Annotated in this window: 17 protein-coding genes; 5 read left to right on the top strand and 12 right to left on the bottom strand. The window is 55.4% G+C overall.

Annotated features, from left to right (window positions below; genetic code table 11):
• Positions 1–2: 2 nt before the first annotated feature.
• The 3 genes from hemG to RHJ80_RS03435 all read right to left on the bottom strand — a co-directional run bounded on the left by hemG (position 3) and on the right by RHJ80_RS03435 (position 3,439).
• The gene (hemG, locus tag RHJ80_RS03445; protein ID WP_310801466.1) at positions 3–1,406 is read right to left on the bottom strand and encodes a protoporphyrinogen oxidase; all 1,404 of its coding nucleotides are present in this window, start codon (positions 1,404–1,406) and stop codon (positions 3–5) included.
• A 24-nt stretch (positions 1,407–1,430) separates the two neighbouring features.
• Positions 1,431–1,634, bottom strand: coding sequence for a DUF2811 domain-containing protein (locus RHJ80_RS03440; RefSeq protein ID WP_011056228.1), 204 nt, complete (start codon positions 1,632–1,634; stop codon positions 1,431–1,433).
• A 554-nt stretch (positions 1,635–2,188) separates the two neighbouring features.
• Complete coding sequence (locus RHJ80_RS03435; RefSeq protein WP_310801465.1) at positions 2,189–3,439, bottom strand: Ycf66 family protein; 1,251 nt, start codon at positions 3,437–3,439, stop codon at positions 2,189–2,191.
• A gap of 342 nt (positions 3,440–3,781) precedes the next feature.
• Between RHJ80_RS03435 and murC the strand changes: the two genes are divergently transcribed.
• From murC to RHJ80_RS03420, 3 genes are read left to right on the top strand one after another with little or no spacing between them, the layout of a single operon-like run.
• The gene (murC, locus tag RHJ80_RS03430) at positions 3,782–5,206 is read left to right on the top strand and encodes a UDP-N-acetylmuramate--L-alanine ligase (RefSeq protein WP_190278349.1); all 1,425 of its coding nucleotides are present in this window, start codon (positions 3,782–3,784) and stop codon (positions 5,204–5,206) included.
• A complete protein-coding gene (gene murB / locus RHJ80_RS03425; RefSeq protein WP_310801464.1) occupies positions 5,203–6,108 on the top strand; it encodes a UDP-N-acetylmuramate dehydrogenase in 906 nt (301 codons plus the stop codon). Before murC ends, murB begins: the two co-directional genes overlap by 4 nt.
• A gap of 5 nt (positions 6,109–6,113) precedes the next feature.
• Positions 6,114–7,190, top strand: coding sequence for a glycosyltransferase (locus tag RHJ80_RS03420; RefSeq protein WP_310744094.1), 1,077 nt, complete (start codon positions 6,114–6,116; stop codon positions 7,188–7,190).
• A 1-nt stretch (position 7,191) separates the two neighbouring features.
• Here the strand turns inward: RHJ80_RS03420 and RHJ80_RS03415 are convergent, their stop codons facing one another.
• From RHJ80_RS03415 to RHJ80_RS03390, 6 genes are read right to left on the bottom strand one after another with little or no spacing between them, the layout of a single operon-like run.
• Positions 7,192–8,907: an NAD+ synthase gene (locus RHJ80_RS03415; protein ID WP_302678843.1), complete on the bottom strand. Its 1,716-nt coding sequence runs from the start codon at positions 8,905–8,907 to the stop codon at positions 7,192–7,194.
• Positions 8,908–8,925: 18 nt separating this feature from the next.
• Positions 8,926–9,636, bottom strand: coding sequence for an NrtR DNA-binding winged helix domain-containing protein (locus RHJ80_RS03410; RefSeq protein WP_310801463.1), 711 nt, complete (start codon positions 9,634–9,636; stop codon positions 8,926–8,928).
• Positions 9,633–10,193, bottom strand: coding sequence for a nicotinate-nucleotide adenylyltransferase (locus tag RHJ80_RS03405; protein ID WP_206201070.1), 561 nt, complete (start codon positions 10,191–10,193; stop codon positions 9,633–9,635). The genes RHJ80_RS03410 and RHJ80_RS03405 overlap by 4 nt, the downstream gene beginning before the upstream one ends.
• On the bottom strand, positions 10,190–11,503 hold the full coding sequence (locus RHJ80_RS03400) for a nicotinate phosphoribosyltransferase (RefSeq protein WP_206201069.1): 1,314 nt from the start codon (positions 11,501–11,503) through the stop codon (positions 10,190–10,192). Before RHJ80_RS03400 ends, RHJ80_RS03405 begins: the two co-directional genes overlap by 4 nt.
• Positions 11,504–11,526: 23 nt before the next feature.
• Complete coding sequence (locus RHJ80_RS03395) at positions 11,527–12,516, bottom strand: o-succinylbenzoate synthase (RefSeq protein WP_310801462.1); 990 nt, start codon at positions 12,514–12,516, stop codon at positions 11,527–11,529.
• A gap of 12 nt (positions 12,517–12,528) precedes the next feature.
• The gene (locus tag RHJ80_RS03390) at positions 12,529–12,978 is read right to left on the bottom strand and encodes a hypothetical protein (RefSeq protein ID WP_310801461.1); all 450 of its coding nucleotides are present in this window, start codon (positions 12,976–12,978) and stop codon (positions 12,529–12,531) included.
• 158 nt (positions 12,979–13,136) lie between these two features.
• Between RHJ80_RS03390 and recJ the strand changes: the two genes are divergently transcribed.
• Positions 13,137–15,389 (top strand): single-stranded-DNA-specific exonuclease RecJ, encoded by a 2,253-nt coding sequence (gene recJ / locus RHJ80_RS03385; protein ID WP_310801460.1) that lies wholly within the window; start codon positions 13,137–13,139, stop codon positions 15,387–15,389.
• Positions 15,390–15,690: 301 nt separating this feature from the next.
• Here recJ and RHJ80_RS03380 read toward each other — a convergent pair whose 3' ends face one another.
• Complete coding sequence (locus tag RHJ80_RS03380; RefSeq protein ID WP_206201065.1) at positions 15,691–16,443, bottom strand: YebC/PmpR family DNA-binding transcriptional regulator; 753 nt, start codon at positions 16,441–16,443, stop codon at positions 15,691–15,693.
• 85 nt (positions 16,444–16,528) lie between these two features.
• Positions 16,529–16,669 (bottom strand): photosystem II reaction center protein K, encoded by a 141-nt coding sequence (locus tag RHJ80_RS03375; protein ID WP_011056031.1) that lies wholly within the window; start codon positions 16,667–16,669, stop codon positions 16,529–16,531.
• Positions 16,670–16,748: 79 nt separating this feature from the next.
• On the opposite strand from RHJ80_RS03375, the gene tadA reads away from it, so the two are divergent.
• Positions 16,749–17,243 (top strand): tRNA adenosine(34) deaminase TadA, encoded by a 495-nt coding sequence (gene tadA / locus RHJ80_RS03370; RefSeq protein WP_310801459.1) that lies wholly within the window; start codon positions 16,749–16,751, stop codon positions 17,241–17,243.
• On the opposite strand, the gene folK is transcribed toward tadA, so the two are convergent.
• Complete coding sequence (gene folK, locus RHJ80_RS03365) at positions 17,164–17,745, bottom strand: 2-amino-4-hydroxy-6-hydroxymethyldihydropteridine diphosphokinase (RefSeq protein ID WP_310801458.1); 582 nt, start codon at positions 17,743–17,745, stop codon at positions 17,164–17,166. The genes tadA and folK overlap by 80 nt on opposite strands.
• Positions 17,746–17,770: the final 25 nt, after the last annotated feature.

Raw genomic sequence — 17,770 nt, 5'->3', positions numbered from 1 at the left:
CCCTAGGGCTGGCCTCCTGAAAGGTAGGCAGCAACAGCAGCAGCGGTTCGATTGCCATGTTCAACACGATCGCCCAAGGCGACACCCTCAGCATAGTTACTACACAGGAACAGGCCGGGGGTTTGACTGAGGGCATGGGTCACCTGCTGCCACTGCTCAGGGTAGCCGACAATATATTGGGGAATCGCCCGTCGCCAAACTTTCATACCGAGTAAGCGTGCCTTGGCTGCGGGTAAATCAAGGAGGCGGCTCAAATCCTGCTGCACCTGCTGGACAATGGTTTCTTCGCTGAGGCTTGCCAAATCAGGATCCGTGGCACCGCCAATAAAACTCGTAAAGACTTGCCAACCGGCGGGAGTGCGTTGGGGAAAGAGACAGGACGACCAAATAGTGCCAAGGGTGCGGATGCCCTGACCGCGAGGAATGAGTACCCCAAAGCCGGGGCGGACACTGCGCCCGAGTCCAGCGGGGTAGGCCAAGACCACACAGGCCACGGTGGGATAGGGGATGGTAGCCAAAACACGGGCGATCGCTGGCTGAAAAGGCGCTACCAACTCTGCAGTTTGATAGGCGGGCGTTGCCAAGACCACACTGCGGGCGTGCCACGTTTGCTCACCACTGCGCAGCAGGTAGCCACCCTTGGATTCTGGGGTAATTTCCTGAACCGGGGTTTGCAGGTGAATCGGTGCCTTCAATTGTTGGGCGATCGCCCGAGGTAGCACAGCCAAGCCTTCCTTAAAGGAGCCAAGTTCCCCCGGTCGCATCTGCACACCCGTAGGCGGCTTCGGTTTAGGGGCTTGTTGACGCCGTAGGCGCAGGGCACCGGCAATGAGGCCACCCCCGAGTTTTTCCAGTTGGACAATACGACGAAAAGCAGCAGCGGCACTCAGTTGTTGTGGATCACCCGCATAAACCCCAGAGACAAAGGGCGCCACCAGCCGTTCAGCCACCTCTTGCCCCAAATGGCGACGGAAAAATGAATGAACTGATTCATCGCCACTGCCCAGATAGGGGGGGACAAACCCCAAGGCACCAAGGGCTGCCCGCACTTTTCCCCAAGGACTGAGGAGATTTGAGGTGGCTAAGGCAAGGGGACGGGTGGGTTCTAGGGGGTAGAGGTGTCCCCGCCAGTAGATGTAGCGCGGTAGGTGGCGATCGCCCCGAATGAGTTCCGACTGCAAGCCCAGCTCAGCAATGAGTTGTAACAGGGCAGGGGTCGGTGCAAAGCTATTGGGACCCAGTTCCCAGACAAAGCCCTCCGCTGCTTGTGTCGTAATATTTCCCCCAAGGCGATCGCTGGCCTCTAGGAGAACCACACTGTACTGGGGGGCGCTTTGCTGCAACCGCCAAGCCAGACTCAGGCCACTGAGGCCACCACCCACAATTGCGACATCTACCTCACTCACCCGTTTTGCTACCCTCCAACGTGTTTAGGATCGCTTGAACAACGAGTCGAGATAGACCCGTGCCGTGCGGCGATCGCATTCTCCATTTTGCAGCAAAAAGAGGGACAGTGCGGCCACAAAGACGCGATCCTGATCCCAATCGGGATGCCGCTCGAGGTAGTATTTTAGGGTCTCGTGTAGCTCCTCTGGAATCTCGGCAAGAATACTAATCGTGGCTTGAGCGTTCATACCGTGAGTTACCTCAATAAAACCAAGACAAAATTGCAGGCGCCATCAGCTCGCCCTGGGTAAACCTGTGGAAAACTCCCATAAAAGTTCTGACCAAATCCCCAGACCCCTGACTCAGAGCGGGATTTAGCCCTACATTCACAAGGTTTCAGAGCAAGTGAATCTCTATCCGTGGAACTCCATTGTCTGGGTTGTCCTAGGGTCTGTCAATCCTTGTTTTCACCCATCTTGGCGATCGCAATCCACGACAGAATCAGCGTTTCCAGACTTTTGACGCTCCCTGCGTTTTCCCCAAGGCTCCAGCAGCAGTTATCCCCAGAAATCTCTTGAAATCCGATCACACCGTCAAGGCCTGTGGAAAACTTTGCCCCAATCTGTGGAAAACCTTGGGAAAATTGGGGAATTTTTGGGGAAAGTTAGGGGAAAATTAAGGTTCTATTAAGGTTCGCTTCAGAGAAAATAAAAGCAGCAAAAGTCAGGGATTCATGACTTTATTAACTTTTGCGGGATTCGCGGAGCGATAAGTCCTGCCCTGTACCCGATGGCGTGAGAGGTCATAGACGGGCTTCAGGGGGCGGCCAGTCATCATCTTCAGGGGGAGTATGTTCTGGATTTTCGATGGTTGTCCCCTCTGACGTTGCCTCATCCTCAATATCACTACTTTCCGGAATATCCCCTAGGAGATCGGCGGCAGCGGTGCGCGATTCTGGCACTGGAGGCAGCGTTTCTGTCGGTTCAGCATCGGGAGCAGATTCAGAGGCTAGAGGCGGTTCAACCACTCCTTCAGAGGTCGCCGTCGGTTCTGGAGTCTCAACCACTGTTTCAGGAGGGGCTGGTTCTGCCACTGGCTCAGGAGTGGCCGTGGGTTCTGGGGCATCAACGACTGTCTCAGGGGGCGTCACTGCTGCCGTTTCAGGAGGGGCTGGTTCTGCCACTGCCTCAGGAGTCACCGTGGATTCTGGAGTCTCAATTGCCGTTTCAGGAGATGCGTGCTCTTCTGGTGCTTCGGCGGTCACTGTGGGTTCTAGAGCGTCAACTGTTGTCTCAGGAGGGGCTGGTTCTTCTGAAGCAGTAACCGTTGCTGGTTCTGACTCCTCTGGGGTACTGGCAGTGGACGGCTGCAGCGTTTCAACACTAGGCGTTTCTGGGGGAGTCATTTCGGCAACCCCTTCGGACGGCAGATCAGCCGGTGCGTCTGTGGGAGTGTCTGCGGTGGGGCTGGCTGTTGTTTCTGCGACTGGCACTGGTTCAGCAGATTCTTCTGGGACGGTGGCTGCTTCCTCAGTGGCTGGGGTGGGTTGTTCGGCAACGGTACTGGGGGTGCTGGTTTCCCCTGTCCACAGATCTTCTTTAATGTCGCCAGTATCCATCGGCGGTGGTGGGGTATCCACAGGAAGCTGGGGGCGATCCGGCTGTTTCTGGAGGCGATCGCGCAAGCTACTGATGAAGCCTTGCAGTTGCTCACCGATTTTTGCAAAGGTACCTTCGGGCAGCAGAGACTGGACTTTTTGCCAGAGGGCTTGAGCTTTTTGGGTGTCGGTGCGATCGCCCGGGTAGGTGAGTTGCCAGCGATAGCTGAGGGTCTGCCAACCCAACCAGAGAATTAAGGCCACTGCGGCTGCTGTTCCTAGGAGCAATCCACCGCCAATGCGATCGCCATAGATCCACAGAGTCAGGGCAAAGAATAATCCCGCGCCACTGGCCACCAGATCAAACCTACGGTACAGTTCCGGCAGGAAGAACCCCAACAGATACAAGCCTAAACTGGCGATCGCCATACTCCAAGCCAGCAAGTTCGTCAGCATTCCCAGTCCTCAGAAAGATAACGGCACACCGACAAGGCGGTATCAACCTTCTACCTTACACCGCACTGAATTTGTCTCTGCTAGAGTTTATTCTTTGTCGAACTGCTGATCCCCAAGGAAGAGGGTGCCACGGGCTGAATAAACTGTTTGCAAAAAATTTTTGGCTCAGAGTGACATATTTGCCTTGGATCTGCCAGTATTAGCCCATGAGGATTGAGGGTGACCTGCTATGATGAGCCTAAGGATTTATGCCTATTGATACTAATCTATTGATATTAATTATTGATTAACGTATTTCTTTTTGGTGGAGCAAAGGAGTTGTTTGTGGCAAATCAGCCAGTGATGGAGTTTAGTGAGCGTCCATTCCACTTCATTGGCATTGGTGGTATTGGTATGTCAGCCCTTGCCTACATTCTCGCCAAGCAGGGCTTTAGGGTGTCTGGATCCGATTTGCGTCCCAACCGCTTGACCGAGCAACTGGCTGAGTTAGGTGTGCAGATCTTTATTGGTCAGAGTGCGGCCAACCTTGAAAGGTATCCCTTTGCCCCGCTGCCTCAAGTCATCTCCTCCACTGCCATTGGCAGCGATAACCCTGAATATCAAGCGGCTCAACGATTGGGCTGTCCAATTTTTCATCGTTCCGATCTGCTGGCTGCCCTAATGCACCGTCACCAAAGTATTGCCGTTGCCGGTACCCACGGTAAGACAACCACCAGCAGCATGATTGCCTATTTGCTGTTGCAAGCCGGGCTGGATCCAACGATTATCGTCGGGGGTGAAGTGGCGGCGTGGCAGGGCAACGCCCGCGTGGGTCAAGGTCCTTACCTTGTTGCTGAAGCGGATGAGTCCGATGGCTCCCTGCGCAAATTCCATCCCCATATTGGCGTCATTACGAATATCGAGCTTGACCACCCCGATCACTACAATTCCTTGGAAGAGGTGGTGGCCACGTTTCAGCAGTTTGCTGATCAGGCAGACATTGTGATTGGCTGTGCCGATTGTCCGAATATCCACGATCGCCTGCATCATCCGCGCCTGTTGACCTATAGCCTTCAGCGACAAGCGACGGTGGACTACTGTGTGGATCATATTCAATACACCTCTGAGGGCACCACGGCACGGGTTTGGGAGCGGGGCACGTCCCTTGGCATTCTACAACTGAGTGTCTTAGGTGCCCACAATCTCCAAAATGCTCTGGCGGTGATTGCAGTGGGACGTTATCTTGGCATTGACTTTGCCACCATTGCTGCTGCTTTATTGGAGTTTCGCGGTGCCCGCCGCCGCTTTGAAGAACGGGGACAGGTGAATGGGATTCGCTTTATTGATGACTATGCCCACCATCCCAGCGAAATTATAGCTACCCTAAAAGCAGCCCGCCTGCAGGTGGGTACGCACGCCCCTTGGCAACGGATCGTGGCAGTCTTTCAACCCCATCGCTATAGCCGCACCCAAACCTTTCTCGAGGCCTTTGGCCAGTGCTTCACCGCAGCGGATCACGTGATCTTGACGGATATCTATAGTGCGGGTGAACCCAATCCCGGCACAATTAGTGGTGCCGATGTGGCCGCCTGTGCCCGTCAGTATCATGCTGCAGTGGATTATTGCGCCACCCTTGAAGCGGTACAAACTCGCTTGGCGCATCTGCTGCAACCTGGGGATCTGGTGATCTTTCTTGGGGCTGGCAACCTCAATCAACTGATTCCGTCTGTAATGGCGGATCAAGAACAATTAAGTGTCTCTTCCCTCACTGAGGCGATCGCCCTATGACCTTGCCCTGCTTGCCCCAAACCCAGTGCCCTCTGCAACGCCACATCTCCCTTGCCGAGTTTACGACCCTGAATGTGGGTGGCTGTGCTGAATGGTTTGTGGAACCGCGTACGGTCGCTGAATTGCAGGCAGCCTACATTTGGGCGCAGGAACAGGAACTGCCAATTACGGTTTTGGGGGCAGGCTCTAATCTGCTGGTGAGCGATCGCGGTGTGGCGGGTCTTGTGATCGCCACCAAGCATCTGCGCTATCTCAAAAGTGATCTAGAAACTGGACAACTGACGGTGGGTGCGGGGTATCCCTTGCCCAAGTTGGCTCACTATGCCGCAAAACTGGGCTGGCGCGGTCTGGAGTGGATTGTTGGCATTCCCGGTACCGTAGGCGGGGCAGTGGTGATGAATGCGGGTGCCCACGGCGGCTGTACAGCGGAGCGGTTGGTGTCAGCAGTGATTTTAGAACCCGATGGCACGTTGGCGGTGGTGGCGGCACGGGAGTTGGGCTATGGCTACCGTACCTCTTGTCTTCAGAACAGCCAGCGATTGGTGTTGCAGGCCACATGGCAGCTGGAACCGGGACATGATCCAGCCCAGGTCAAAGCAGACACCCAAAAACACCTGAGCGATCGCCTGCGGACGCAGCCCTACGATTTCCCCAGCTGTGGCAGTGTCTTCCGCAATCCCCAAGAGCGAACAGCGGGTTGGTTAATTGAGCAAACGGGCTTGAAGGGCTACCAGATTGGCCGCGCCCAAGTTTCTGAAAAACACGCCAACTTTATCCTCAACTGTGGCGGCGCAACAGCGATGGATGTCTATCGCTTGATTCGCCATGTACAAGCTGCTGTTGCGGATCGCTGGTCCGTGTGGTTGCAGCCGGAAGTGAAGCTGATTGGTGACTTTGCCTAGTTGCTATGGCCATTACCCTCTGTATGATTGTACGGGATGAGGCGGCACGCTTACCCCAATGCCTTGCCAGTGTGGTTGGTGTGGTGAATGAGGCGGTGATTGTGGATACGGGGTCACAGGATGAAACGGTGGCGATCGCCCGCCAGTGGGGAGCACGGGTCTATGAAGTTCCTTGGCAAGAGGATTTTGCTGCCGCTCGCAACATTGCCCTGCAATATGTCACTACCGAGTGGGTACTGGTTCTCGATGCGGATGAAACGCTGACACCGTCATTTGCCGCCGTACTGCCTGAGATCTGCCGACAACCGAATTGGCTGGTGGTGATATTGCTGCGGCAGGAATTGGGCGTTGTGCCCCCCTATACTTATGTGTCGCGCCTCTTTCGTCACCATCCCGACCTCTTTTTTCAGCGTCCGTACCACGAAACGATTGATGACAGCGTTCTTGCCCTGCAGCAGCGGGAACCCCATTGGCAAATTGGTCAAGTTAACCGTGTGGCCCTTGTGCACAGTGGCTACCTTGGTTCCCAGCGACAACAAAAGCAGGAACGGGCGGAGCGGATCATGCGCCGCCACCTTGAGCAGCACCCTGAGGATGCCTACCTGTGGAGTAAATTGGCAGGGGTGTATCTGGCTAAAGGAGCTTGGCAGCAGGCTCAGCACTGTCTGGAGCAGGGGCTAAAGGTCAAAAGCGTCCCCCCCGCCGTTGCCTACGAACTCCACTATCAACGGGGCAATCTCTACGCCGAACGCGGTGAGTGGCCGGCAGCAATCCAAGCCTATGAAACCGCCCTCAGAACCCCCACCCCTGAGGTGATGCATCTGGCAACCTATCTGCGGCTGGCGGAGGCTCAAAAGCAATTGAAACGCTGGGGCGATGCCCTTGCCACCTACGATCGCCTGCAAGCCGTGGATCCCACCTGTGCCTTAGCCTATCAAAATCAGGGAGCCCTGCTGCTGCGTTTAGGACAACTCAGACCGGCCCTTGACAAACTGCGGCAAGCCATTCATTTACTGCAGGCTCAAAATCCCCAAGAAGCGCAACGCCTCAGCCAAGAACTGCAAGCCATGGGACTGCTGTAGCTTACCACTGGGCGGCAATCGGCATCCGCCAACCTGAACCAAAGGCGCGATCGGTCACTTTCAACCCCGGTGCCGCCTGCTGACGTTTGAATTCTGCCCGTTGAACCATGCGGCGCACCCGCTGCACTAAGTCTAGATCATATCCGGCAGCGGCAATTTCCTGATCTGACTGGTGGCGATCGATCATTCGTACCAAAATGCCATCGAGAATGTCGTAGGGCGGTAGGCTATCCTGATCCGTTTGGCCGGGTTTGAGTTCGGCACTGGGGGCTTTGGTGAGAATGGGGGGGGGAATGACAACGGCACCAGCGATCGCCAGATCGGGAATCGGATGCCCTTGGGCGGCCTGCTGATTCAGCCAATGGCAGAGTTCATAGACACGGGTTTTGGGCACATCGGCAATGGCTGCAAGGCCACCATTCATATCGCCGTAGAGGGTGCAGTAGCCCACCGCTAGTTCAGATTTATTACCCGTGGAAATAAGCAAGTGGCCAAACTTGTTGGCGATCGCCATCAGCAGCGTACCGCGAATACGGGCTTGGATATTTTCCTCGGCAACTCCACTGGGGGTACCAGCAAATAGAGGCGCCAGCACCTCACTGTAGGTCTGCATCAGGGGCGCAATCGGTAAGATCTGCGTGGCAATGCCCAGATTTGCGGCCAATTCCTTCGCATCGGTTATCGAGTGATCGGAACTGTAGGGAGAGGGCATCAACACCCCCAGCACCTGTTGGTTGCCCAAGGCTGCCGTCGCGATCGCTGCCACCAAGGCGGAATCAATCCCCCCACTGAGGCCAATGACCACTTGTTGAAAGCCACATTTGCGGACATAGTCGCGCACCCCTAAAACCAAGGCTTGCCAAATTTCCTCAGGTTCGCCCGTGGCTGCAGGGGCGATCGCCGTTGGTTCGAGGTCTCCCTTTTCCCAGCGCACGGCTAGGTAGTCCTCACGAAACCCCTTGGCTTGGCTAACGATCTCACCCTGACGATTCACCGCTAAGCTGCTGCCATCAAAAATCAAATCATCATTGCCTCCCACCTGATTGGCGTAGATTAAGGGACAGCCATATTGGCGAGCCGTATGTTCAATCAACGCCTGCCGTAACTTCGGTTTGCCAACACAGTAGGGCGATGCCGAAAGATTCACAATCAGATCTGCTCCCTGGGCCACCAATTCAGCAACGGGATTGCGCTGGTAGTACCGCTCTCCCCAAAACTGCTCATTGTTCCAGAGGTCTTCACAGATGGTGACGCCAATTTTGAGTTGATCGCTGGCCGTCGTCAGCGTAAAGAGATTCTCCGTACCGCCGGGGGCAAAATAGCGAGATTCATCAAAGACATCATAGGTGGGCAATAACTGCTTCGCAAAGGCCTGCTGCACCTGTCCCCCCTTCAGCAGGGCTGCGCCATTGTAGAGGGGCTTTTCGCCCTTGACGCCAGCGGCGGGATTGGCTAGCACTGTGCCCACTAAAACCGCCACATCAGCCGGTAAGGCAGCGGCAAGGCGGTGCAGTTCTGCTTGAATCGCTTCAACAAAGTAGCGGTTGAGGAGCAGATCCTTGGGGGGGTAGCCACAGAGGGCGAGTTCAGAGGTGATCAGCAGATCCAGAGGGTGCTGGCTGCGGATCTCTTGGACTGCGGTGAGAATTGCTTGGGCATTGGCTTTGAGACTGCCGACGGTGGGGTTGAGCTGCGCAATCCACAGATGCACGGCCATAGGAACTCCTCAAAAAGTTTAGACAAAAACTAGGGGTTTATCCTTCAGCGGCGCAAAGGCCTCGCGATCGAAACGGTAGAGGGTTGCCGGTCGGCCCGCGCCGCGGATCACTTTTTGGTGCGTATCCTGCAAAATGCCGAGTTTCAAAAGCCGTGAGCGGAAATTGGAGTAGTCGGAGAAGTTGGCTCCCAAAACGGTGCTGTAAAACTGGTAAAGATCATTGAGGGTGAAATACTCAGGCAACACATCAAAGGCCACAGGGCTATACTCCAGCTTATTGCAGAGGCGGCGGTGACCATAGGCCAGGATTTTGCTATGGTCAAAGGCCAGTTCTGGACAGGCACTTAGGGCAAACCACTGCACTGGAGATTCGCCCACCGCAATCAGTTCCGCATCAGCAAAGCGCACCAACGCAAAGTAACTCACAGAAAGATAGCGCTTACCATAGGTGCCCTCGCGGGGATCTCGCGCCGGTCCGCCAAAGGTGTACAGTTGCTCCAGATAGAGGTTACGGACGCGAATTTTTTCCGCGAGGGTGCGATAGGCAGCGGCTTCAAGGGATTCCCCCTGCCGCACGAGGGTACCGGGGAGGCTCCAATAACCCGCAAAGGGCACCTGTTGTCGCTGCACCAAGAGCACAAGAAGGCGATTTTGATCCGTATCTACGGAGAAAATAACGTTGTCCACGCCAACAACAAATTCCGCAAGGGGTAAAGGGGAGGCGCTCATGGCTGGGAGTAGAGTCCTTGCTGCTGAATGTACTGGGCGATCGCCGGCAGGAGTTGTTGTTCATCCCGCTGTTGCCGATAGGTCGTCGAGGAGACCGCCGGCCCCCGATAGTCAGCCAGTTCCACTTGGGGACATAGTGGCTGCACGGCTTGCCAGTCCTTGGGGTCAATGACAACACCGGGACGCTGCAAGACCAAGAGTTGCACCTGTGCAAGCAGTTTCTCCGCCTGATACCACTGCGGCAGTTTAGGCAGAACATCACTGCCCACCACTAGGGTAAGGGGTTCATTTGGCCACTGCTGCTTTACCTGCTCCACGGAATGGATGGTGTAGGGGTGGCTGAGTTCGGGGTGATGCTCGACATTAGCACGGTTGAGGCTGCGCACCAAGAGATTGAGCATGGCTTGGCGATAGGGCAGGGGGGTTTGCTGCCCTTTGAAGGGATTATCGGCTGCCCACACTAGGACGCGGTCATAGCGATCGCTCAACCACTGGAGAATATCCCCGTGGGCGGCGGTGGGTGGATCAGCACTGGTACCAAAAAGGGCGATCGTCATGGATGCTGTCGCAACTGTTGAATCAGGGCTTCCAAGGCAGGGGAATAGACCACTGGCTGGGTGACATCGAGGAGCGTCTCTGGCAATTCTGCCAAACTGGCACGGTGGCGATCGCGAATTGTCGCCAAGGACTCCGGGGGAGAGAGGGGGCGCCCTGCCTTCATGACGGGTTCGAGGAGCGGTCTGCCCCAAACATTTTCCTCGCTGGCAAGGGCAAGGCAATCCCCACTGGGACGGCGATAAATTTGTTTGCGTCCGGGTAGGGTCATTTTGCCACTGGAGACCTTCATCACCCCCTGACCATTGATCTCGACTAGCTTATAGACCCCGTTGACGGGATCTCCCGTTACCAGCTTCGTGCCAATGCCATAGGCATCAATACAGGCACCCGCTGCTCGCAGGCGGCGAATTTCCCCTTCATCGAGATCCCCACTGGCAATGATTTTCGCTTGGGGCAGCAGTTGACGAATTTTCTGGGAGAGGCTAAGGAGATCCCCTGAATCAATGCGAACAGCCTTGACAACAATTTCCCCGGCCGCTTGGCGATCGGCAAGGGTGGCAACGGCAGCGAGGGTGTCGTAGGTATCGACCAACAGTGCGCCTTCGGGATAGTAGCGCAGGAAAACCGTAAAGGCATCCTGTTCTGTACCAGCAAGGGTGGCGATCGCCATCACCAGAGAATGCGCCATCGTGCCTGTGGGGGAAACCCCCAACTGCTGTGCTGCTAAGACATTCGAGGTGGCTGTAAATCCGGCGGCGAGGGCTGAGCGTGCCGCCCATAGGGACGCTTGGGGACTAAAAGCACGCCGTGTGCCGAATTCCAGCAGATCTACCTCTTCTCCCACCAACTGTCGCAGCCGTGAAGCGCGGGTAGCCACAAGGGTTTGGTAGTTCACGATATTGAGCAGACAAGTTTCTAGCCACTGGGCTTGCCAGAGGGGGGCTTCAATCCGCAGCAGGGGTTCTTGGGCAAACACCACTGTCCCTTCCGGAACCGCCCAGACATCCCCACGAAACTCACTGTGGCTCAACAAGTCCCAAAATGCTGCAGGTGCCCGCTCAAAAACCGCTAGACTTTTCAAGTAATCAATTTGCTGCGGGGTGAATTGCACCTGTTGTAGGTATTCCAGTACCTGAGCCAACCCCATGGCCACCAAATAGGTGCATCCCCGGGGCAGTCGCCGCACACTGAGTTCAAAGCTGGCGGGCGTCCAAGCCAAATCCTCACCTGCGTAGGTGGCTACCATTGTCAGTTGGTAGAGATCCGTCAGCAAACTGTAATCACTGGCGGCCAAGGTGAAACCTGTCATGGCTTTGAGAGGTGAAGGATGTTTTATTTATAGTAACTTTTACCATAATTGTCAAGGCGATGCCATTCTGCGTCATAGTCAGCCAAAGAGGTGAGCAGGGGTGCCGATCGCCAGCGTTCGACGCCAAAGCCAAGGGCACGACAGGGTTGCCACGTTTCAAAGCACTGAAAAATTGCCGTGCGGGCGATCGCCCCTTCGAGGGCAGAGGAAAAGACCAGCCGTTGCGGTTCTAAACCTTGACGCAACAGGACACTCAAGCGTTCTGGAGAGCCAAACAGCGCTGGCTTAATCACAAAGCGTCCCGGCCAGCCGCGCTCTAACCAACGCTGCAATTCTGTTGCACTCACTACGCTCTCATCGAGGGCGATCGCGGTTGTCACCGTCTGAGACAGCCTCAATAGGGCTTGCCATTGGTCAGGGGGTAGCGGTTGCTCCACATACTCAATTTTGCCGTTCCCATGGCGATCGAGCCAAGCAAACCACCGCTCTGCAGTGGCCAAATCCCAACCCCCATTGGCATCAAGGCGTAATTTAGCCCCCTGAGGCAGGGCTGCCAGTAAGGTCGTGAGGATTCCTTGCTCCTCCTCTGGGGACAGGACACCGACTTTCCACTTGAAGGTGGTTTGCCCCTGCTGCCAAGGCTGCTGCCACTGCTCAAGGGCGGCTCGACCACTGCCTAAAAGGGCGCAGATTGGCCAAGGGCGTAGCCGATAGGGAAGTTGGCTCACACTTTGCCATGCCGTGGCAAAACCAAACTGGGCGGCGGGTAAGTCCTCAGGAATTGCGGCAATGATCTCTGGGGTGAGGTGGGTGGGCAGTTGCTGACACAGGGCAATAGCGGCACTGAGGGTTTCGCTGCCCCAGGCGGGAAGGGGGGCAATTTCACCGTAGCCCACTTGACCTTGTTCATCTTCAAGGCGTAGATAAATTCCTGAGCGCGATCGCCAGACCCCCTGCGCCGTTGCCAAGGGTTCTCGAAGGAGTTCCTCGTACACCCGCCATTGCCAGCGCATCCGTGCAGGCCGCTAAACCCGTTCAAGCGTTGCCTCGAGCAAATGTTTGAGCTTATGGCTGTTGTGAATCCCACTCAGCAGTGTGTAATGATTGGCATCCAGTTGCCAGTAGTGCTCGAAGCCTGTACAGCGGTTGGCATCCCCCAGCAAAATAAACTGCTGCACGATCGCATGGGGCGTAATCCATCCCTCTCCCTCCAGTCGACCCAAGAGGCTGTGTTGGAGCACATAGGTAAACACCTGCTCATCCAGTTCCAACTTCCCCCGCGACTGCAACACTAATTCTGGCTTAACTTGATCGGGAAAGGTGATCTTGGCGGCCATTGAAAACCAGTCATCTTGGCCGTAGGAGACGAGAATCCTCCCCGTCACCGGAATCGGCTCCTGATTTGCCTCTAACCACATTCCCTTGAGCAGCCACCGCCCCCCATCAACTAAAAACGTATGATTCACGTTTCTCATATCCCCAATGGCTGTCCTGATTGTAGCCTTCCCCAATTTTCAGTGCTAGAGATCGGCAGCAATTTTTGGAAGTCTCTCTGGCCGCAGGGGGCGATCGCTATGATTAAAGGAATAGTCAAAGAATATCTTTGCTGCCTTTCCCTAGAAACTGAACTTCCATGCAGCGTCCTTGGCAATCCTGTTCTGCTCACCCTGCCCCCTTAGAGTTTATCGAGCAAGTCAAGAGCCTCCACCCCGATGCGGGGGCAATCACTGCCCAGTTGCTTTGGCAGCGGGGCTATCGCGATCTTCATCGGCAAGTGCCCGCTTTTTTAAATTGGCGACACTACCAACCTGCCTCTCCCTTTGAGTTTCCAGAAATGCAAGCTGCCCTAGCCCGTTTGCAGAAAGCTCTAAACAATCAAGAAAACGTTGCCATTTGGGGAGACTTTGACACCGATGGGGTCACGGCCACCGCCGTTCTCTGGGAAGGGCTAAAACCCCTTTTGGGGGCGCAATTGGTGGACTTTTATATTCCCAATCGCCAGCACGACTCCCATGGTCTCTCGCGCCATGGCCTTGAGGAGCTTCAAAAAAAGGGGGTCTCCCTGATCATTACCTGTGATACGGGCTGTACCAATGGTGCTGAAATTGCCTTTGCCCGTCAGTTGGGGATGGAGGTGATTGTTACCGATCACCACACCCTTGAACCCGCTTCCTTGGGGGCTGTGGCGCTGATCAATCCGCGGCAGTTGCCTTTGGAGCATCCGCTGCGCCATTTATCCGGGGTCGGCGTCGCCTACAAATTTTTGGAAGCCGTTTATGCAACGTGGCCAGAGAAAACCCAGGGGTATGCCCTCGAAAACCTCCTTGATTTGGTGGCCATTGGCCTGATTGCCGACTTGGTTGAATTGAGGGATGAGTGCCGCTACCTTGCCCAGCGCGGCTTGGAACAACTCGGCAAGCGTCAGACCCTCCGCCCGGGGATTGCTGTCCTTTTGCAGGGCGCGTCCAAAGACACGGCTCGGCAACGGCAGATTAGTTTTACCGTCGCACCCCGCCTCAATGCTGTCAGTCGTGTAAAGGGAGATGTGCGGCCTTTGATTACGCTGTTGACTACCCAAGATTGGCGCCAAGCGCGGCAGTTGGCACAGCACATTGAAAAAGTGAATGCAGAACGGCAGCGACGCCAAAAAGAGATTGCTCAGATGGCCCATGCCAAGGTGGCTCAGTTGGACCTCTCAGCATCACGGGTGATTCTCCTCACCGATGACAGTTGGCCCTTGAGTCTTTTGGGGCTGGTGGCAAATGAGATCGTGAAAACCTATGGCCGCCCGGCAATTTTGCTTCAGACCAATCCAGAAACGGGCATGGCCGCAGGTTCAGCGCGGTCTGATGGCTTTGTGGATCTCTATGAGGCACTCCACAGCCAACGGCACTTATTTGAGGGATTTGGCGGGCATCCCTATGCAGCAGGCTTTCGGCTGAAGGTGGCGCATATTCCCCTTTTGGAAGCCGCCCTCAACCAATTCTTGGCACAAAAAGAGGGCACGGCGATCGCGACACCAAAACCCTTGAGGATTGACTTGGAAGTGAGCTTGGATCAACTCAATGAGCGATTGCTCAAGGAACTAGAAGTGCTGGCTCCCTTTGATTCTACTCACCATCCTCTCCCCCGCTTGCTGGTGCGAAATGTGGAACTTACTGACCTCAAAGATAACCATAACAGGGGGAATCAGAACATCAGAAAATACGTTTCAATGCTGCTCCGCGATCCCCAAGGGAAGTCCTCCTTTCCTGCCAAGTGGTGGGATCATCAAGTGGCGGATTGTCCCAAAGAACGCTGTGATCTGGTGATTGAGCTAGAGCAGTGGCAAAAGTCCCTATCAGCCGTCATTAAAGAGCTGCGACCCAGTGCAACGAATGTCATCCAATCGGCCTCTTTTCAGTCCCTCATGGATTATCGCGATCGCCCCCACGAGGCAAGCGGCAAGGGTCTGCGCGTCGAAACTTGCCCGACATCACGGGAAAGCTGGCGCCAGTGGATTCAGCGAGCGAAAAGGGAACAGCAACCTTTAATTCTGGCCTACTCTCTCCCTCCAGAGCAGGACGCCCTAAAAGTCTGGCAGGCATTTTTGACGTTATGCCAACAAGCCAGTCAACAGGGAACATCTTTACAACGCGAGGAGTTGCGGGAACACCTTGGCATTGAAATGGCCACCTTGAACTATGCCCTCAATGTGCTGAAGACACTAGGGGTTCAAGTTATGCAGAGCGGAGAAGAGTTTTGGTGTGAGTGGCCACCTGAAGTGAAGTCTTCCCCCCATACGGCGGTGGCCTTAGAGACCTTCACAGCAGCGATCGCCGAGGAAAATTTCCGTCGTCGCTATTTCGCTGCCGCCCCCCTCCCAGCGCTTCAGGAAACACACTAAAAACTGGCTAAAAACTGGCTACAACTTTTTTCAGCAGGGAACCTGAGGAACACACACGAGCCGACAGGGGAAACACACAAAGGCGGGAACACACGGGCAATCAACGTTGATTGAGAGAAGAAGAGCGATCGCTCTAAGGAGAGCCTCAGTCTGGTTACACACAACGTGCCTCGGTGCAATGCCTGCAACCGTACTTTTATGCTCCCACGGCTGCCTTTGGCTGCCTACCGTGTTTCCACTCAATTTTTTGAGTCTCAGCAGCGCAGAAATCTTTGCCAAAATCCCGTAAAACCACGGATGCCTAGACGTACATCGCCTCCATAAGGGCATCGCTCATCGTGACGTTGGTGGCCACACTTTGAATATCATCGAGATTTTCGAGAGCATCCATCAACTTGAGGACGCGCCGCGCGGTATCTTCATCGGTGATTTCTACCGTATTCATTGAGACCCAGCGGCTTTCGGTGTCGAGAACAGTGTAGCCGTGTTCTTTCAGGGTTTCGCTGACGGTTTCTAGGGCAGGCACGGGACAGCGCACCTCAGCTACATCCCCTAGCATTTCATAGGTTTCCACATCAGCCGCTAGGAGTGCCTCAAGGAAGGCTTCCTCATCTGTAGGGGCGGTAACAGTAACAATGCCCCACTGCTCAAACATCCAGCCCACACAGCCGGTTTCGCCGAGGTTGCCCCCTTGCTTATTGAAGGCTGCCCGCAGATCCGCTGCCGTGCGATTGCGATTATCCGTGAGGGCCTCAATCAAAAACGCCACACCCCCTGGACCATAACCTTCGTAGCGAATTTCCTCTAAGGGGGCATCACTCTCAAGCGTACCCGTCCCTTTGGCGATCGCCCGCTCAATATTTTCACTAGGAATCCCCGCGGCTTTTGCCTTCTCAATCGCACTGCGCAGTTGAAAGTTGCCCGCTGGATCCCCTCCCCCATGCCGCGCCGCAATAATAATCGCTCGCGATAGCCGCGCAAAGGTCTTGCCCTTTTGGGCATCCACCCGCGCCTTTTGCCGTTTAATGTTTGCCCACTTACTGTGACCTGCCATAGGGGAAACACATGCCAAAAGTCAAGAAGAACCCCGCTGAAATCAACGGGGCAAGTCAACAGGGTTATTTTGATCGAAGCTATCTTTAACGGAAACCGACAGCGGCTTGCCAAACAAAGGCCAAGGCCAAAAAGAGCACAGGAATTACCGGCAGCACATCCACGAGGGGATCAAAAATGGCGTAGGCTTCCGGGAGTTTAGCAACCAAAACTAAAGCATCAATCATGGTGTTTTCCTAAAAGAATTCAGCGATCGCAAGAGAACTGAAAAAATAGTACCATAGCCACTGCGGCAACGGGATCGCCATGCCAGACATTCTCCCTTTATCCGAAACAGACCCGCATGACTTTTGGATGCAACAGGCGATCGCCCTCGCAGCACAGGCAGGAGCTGCCGATGAAGTGCCCGTAGGCGCGGTGATTGTCAGTGCCGAGAATGAACTCATTGCCACGGGGGAAAATCGCCGCCAGCGAGATCATGACCCCACTGCCCATGCGGAAATCATTGCCCTCCGCCGCGCGGGTCAACGTCTAGGTACGTGGTATTTAAAGGGCTGCCGCCTCTATGTGACCCTAGAACCCTGCCCGATGTGTGCCGCTGCCATTGTTCAAGCCCGCATTCACACCCTCATCTACGGGACGACCGATCCAAAAGCTGGGGCTATTGATTCAGTGCTGCAACTTCCGCAAAGCCCAGCGGTGTTCCACCGGATTCAGGTGATTAGCGGGGTTCAGGCGGCGGCCTGTCGGCAGCAGTTGCAAACGTGGTTTCGCCAGCACCGTCAGAGAGAACGGCAATAATGCCCGCATCCCCCACTCGCTCCCGTAGGGTTTGGATGGTGTCACCCAGTAGGGGGTGTCGCCAGTGGGGGGCGATCGCTGCAAGGGGCACAAGGACAAAGGGTCGCTCGGCCAAGCGGGGATGGGGCAGGGTGAGTTCGGCAGTGGTCATGACACGATCGCCATAGAGCAGCAGATCCAGATCAAGCGTGCGGGATCCCCAATGCTCTTGCCGTTGGCGACCAAACTGCGTCTCAATCCTTTGCAGCGTTTGCAGAAGTGCCCAAGGGGAAAGTTGCGTTCGGGCAATCAGACAGCCATTCCAGTAGTCCGGTTGCGGGGGGCCTACGGGGGTCGTGCGATACCACGGCGAGCAGGCTAAGACATGAATCCCCGGCGTTTGGGCAAGGATTTGGACGGCTGAGCGCAGTTGCAGCAATGGCTCACCAAGGTTGCTTCCGAGGGCGATCGCCACGAGGGGGGGGTCAGACGGGGATATACTTAAGTCAGTGCATTCTGCCATTGTGCCTGTGTAGAGTGCCTGCCAC

The sequence above is a fragment of the Thermosynechococcus sp. QS41 genome (genome assembly GCF_031583515.1).
In the GTDB taxonomy this organism is placed as follows: Bacteria; Cyanobacteriota; Cyanobacteriia; order Thermosynechococcales; family Thermosynechococcaceae; genus Thermosynechococcus.
Note: the sequence above shows the minus strand (reverse complement) of the source record. Positions and strands in the feature narration are given on the sequence as shown.